A 3,204-nucleotide genomic window follows, 5' to 3' on the forward strand; every position below is an offset into this window, starting at 1 on the left:
TCCGAAGCCTGGAGCTCAGCAATTCGCTGACCGGGCTGATCATCGTCTATGCCGCGCTCAACCTGCCTTTCCTGACCTGGATCCTGATGGGCTTCTTCGAAGGCATTCCAGTCGATCTGGAGTGGGCGGCGATGACCGACGGCGCGACCGCCTGGGGCGCCTTCTGGCGCATTGTGCTGCCGGTGTCGATGCCCGGTATCGCGGCCGCCGGCGTCCTCGGCTTCATCCTGGCGTGGAATGAGTTTTTGTTTGCCCTGGTTTTGAGCGGGCCGAAGACGGCGACCATACCGGTTGCGCTCGCCGCGTTGCAGACCTCGAACGGCGTCCAGATCGCCAAGGTCTCTGCCGGCGTCGTCCTTGCCATCCTGCCGCTGGTCGTGGCTTCCCGCTTCATCCAGCGTTTCATCGTCCAGGGCTTGACGTTCGGCAGCGTGAAATAGGCCGGCCGCTCCGAGAGCCGACATGGCTCGCTAGCCGGTTATGAAATCGTGACGGGATCACCGCCGCGTCCAGAGGGAAAGAGGAGTAGAGAGTTATGACTTGGAACAAGCAGACCTTGATCAAAATGCTGATGACGGCCGTGAGCGGGGCAGCTGTTGTCAGCGCATCGCTTCCGGCCAGGGCGGCTGAGCCCATCACCTTGCACGCCTTGATGGAGGACGTGCCGGAAACCAAGATCATCGAAGCGCTGTTGCCCGAATTCGAGAAGCAGACCGGCATCAAGGTCGAGTTCGAGAAGATCGGCTATCCCGACATGCACGACAAGCTGGTGTCCCAGCTGACCGCGCCGCAGAGCTACTACAATGTGCTCGAGGTCGACTTCCTGTGGGCCGGCGAATTTCCGGCCGCCGGCTGGCTCGCCGATCTGAAACCCTTCGTCGAGAAATCCAAATACGATCTAGGCCCCTTCATTCCCTCGACGCTTGACCTGCTCGGCCGGACCAAGGACCAGCTGTTCCTGGTGCCCATGTACAACTACTCGATGGGCCTCCTCTACCGCACGGACCTGATCGGCGACGAGAAGCTCAAGGCCGCCTACAAGACGGCAACCGGCAAGGAACTCGCTTTGCCGACGACCCTCGAAGACTATGTGGCGATTTCCAAATTCATGAAGGCCAATGCCGGCGTCGCCGGAGCCGCGATGCAGGGCCAGCGCGGCGATCCCAACAGCATGGAATTCTCCAACTACCTGTTCTCCGCCGGCGGCAGCTATCTTAATGCCGACGGCAAGGCGAGCCTCGACACGGCAGAGGCCAAGAAGGCGCTCGATCTCTATGTCGACAACATCCAGCATGGCGCCCAGCAGGGTGCCATATCGGCGACACTCGATGACACCATGCGCCTGATGTGCAGCGGTTCCGCCTTCAGCATGGTCACCTATTGGTGGATGCTGCCGCAGATGGACGATGCCGTGAAGTGTCCGACGGTCGCCGGCAAGGTCGGCCTGTCGGTGATGCCGGGTGGCCATGGCGAAAGCGGCGGTTGGGGCTGGGGCATTCCCAAGAACACGTCGCCGGAAGAGCAGGAAGCCGCATGGACCTTCATCCAGTGGGTGCAGAGCAAGGATGTTTCGGTGAAGCGCGCGCTCGAGGGCCACGCGCCGGTGCGCAGCGATGTCTATGCCGATGCGGCGGTGCTGGCGAAATATCCCTTCTACAAGACCGCCGAGGATGTGGTGGCGACCGGCAAGTCGTTTCCGATCTTCACCTATTCGGCGCAATACGAGGATCTGCTCGGTACCCAGCTCTCGCTGGCGGCTGGCGGCCAGGCGACATCGGACGCGGCGCTGAAGGCGGCTTCCGACGGCTTGCAGGGGCTCCTCGACAAATAGCGGTCCGGCTCGGCAAGGAGATCCGGCGCGGCGGTCTCAGCCGCGCCGGATCTTGTCCAGACCCCGGATCTTGACGAGATCAGCAACCGACCAAGGCTCGGCTACGATGCACAATGCGATCAAAAAAGGATTGGCTGCCCGTGGCCGCGAGTGGCGGACCGGCTGGGCCTTTGCCTTGCCCGGCCTGTTGCTGCTGGCGATCGTGATGGGCTTTCCCCTGGCCTATGCCTGCATCCTCTCGATCTCCTCGATGACCTTGATCAAGCCGCAGCTTCTGCCGCTTGTCGGGTTCAAGAATTTCGCCTCGATGATCGGCGATGATCTGTTCTGGAACGCGCTCTGGCTCACCGTGCGCTATTCGGCGGTGACGGTTGTCGGCGAATTCGTGATCGGGCTCGGCATCGCCCTGATGCTCAACCGGACGGTCCGGATGAAGCCGGTCTATTTCGCGGTTCTGACCATTCCCATGGCGATGTCGCCGATCAGCGTCGCCCTGATCTGGCGCATGCTGCTCCAGCCCAATCTCGGCATCGCCAATCATCTGATGGAAACGTTCGGCCTGCCGCGCCTCGACTGGCTAGGCACGCCAGGCATGGCGCTCTGGACGATGGCGGCGATCGACATCTGGCAGCAAATGTCCTTCGTCGTGCTGATCCTCGCCGCGGGGCTCGCCGCTTTGCCGCGAGATCCCTATGAGGCGGCTGAAGTGGATGGCGCGCGCGGCTGGCAGCAATTCTTCTACATCACCCTGCCGATGCTGCGGCCGGTCGCGGCGATCACCATCATCATCCAGCTGATCAACGAGTTCCGGACCTACGATCTGCCCTATGTCCTGACCAAGGGCGGGCCGGGCAACGCGACCGAAGTGCTGAGCTTCTTTGCCTATCGCCGTGCCTTTCTCGGCCTTTCGCTCAACGAAGGCGCGGCAGCCGCGTTCGTGCTGCTGCTGATCGTCCTTCTGCTCACCGTGATCTTCTTTGCCGTCCTCGAACGCTCGCAATCGGGAGAGGGCCGGAAGTAGGGCCGTTAAGCCTTGAGCAATCTATACGGCCTATCCTGGCTTGCAGATTGTCGAGGGAACATGAAACGCAAGCCGCTTCTGCTTTTCGCCTTTCCGTTTCTCATTCTGGCGGTCCTGGCAGGGGAGCGCATGGCGACCTTGTTGCTGGGCACCTATCCAGCCAGCCCCACCGCATGGTGGCTATGGCTTGAACTGCGCCCACTGTCGACGGTGCTTTGGCAGCAGGTCGATGTCTGGCTGGGCGGCTCCATGGTTATCGACGCCGTCATTCTTGCCGCGGCAGCGATCGTCTGCTGGGTGGCGTGCCACGCCAAAAGGTCGGCATCCTCGTTCCTCGCCAACCATGTTGCCT

The 3,204-nt window shown here is 62.0% G+C and carries 3 protein-coding genes and 1 pseudogene; all 4 read left to right on the forward strand.

Annotated elements, in window-relative coordinates; translation table 11 throughout:
* Positions 1-440: carbohydrate ABC transporter permease (locus EOC06_RS09640; RefSeq protein WP_164898522.1), on the forward strand; the 440-nt coding region annotated here is incomplete at its 5' end.
* 95 nt (positions 441-535) lie between these two features.
* Positions 536-1,831 carry a sugar ABC transporter substrate-binding protein gene (locus tag EOC06_RS09645; protein ID WP_128307608.1) on the forward strand — a complete coding sequence of 432 codons (1,296 nt, stop codon included), beginning with the start codon at positions 536-538 and terminating at the stop codon, positions 1,829-1,831.
* A 106-nt stretch (positions 1,832-1,937) separates the two neighbouring features.
* Complete coding sequence (locus EOC06_RS09650) at positions 1,938-2,852, forward strand: carbohydrate ABC transporter permease (RefSeq protein ID WP_127811245.1); 915 nt, start codon at positions 1,938-1,940, stop codon at positions 2,850-2,852.
* 60 nt (positions 2,853-2,912) lie between these two features.
* Positions 2,913-3,204 (forward strand): annotated as a pseudogene (locus tag EOC06_RS42090) (hypothetical protein); the annotation flags it as partial.

The sequence above is a fragment of the Mesorhizobium sp. M7A.F.Ca.MR.362.00.0.0 genome (assembly GCF_004023175.1).
Taxonomy (GTDB): domain Bacteria; phylum Pseudomonadota; class Alphaproteobacteria; order Rhizobiales; family Rhizobiaceae; genus Mesorhizobium.

Excerpts from the sequence above, each read along its gene's own strand:
- EOC06_RS09645 (WP_128307608.1), top strand. The coding sequence starts at position 536 with ATGACTTGGAACAAGCAGACCTTGATCAAAATGCTGATGACGGCCGTG.
- EOC06_RS09650 (WP_127811245.1), top strand. The coding sequence starts at position 1,938 with ATGCACAATGCGATCAAAAAAGGATTGGCTGCCCGTGGCCGCGAGTGG.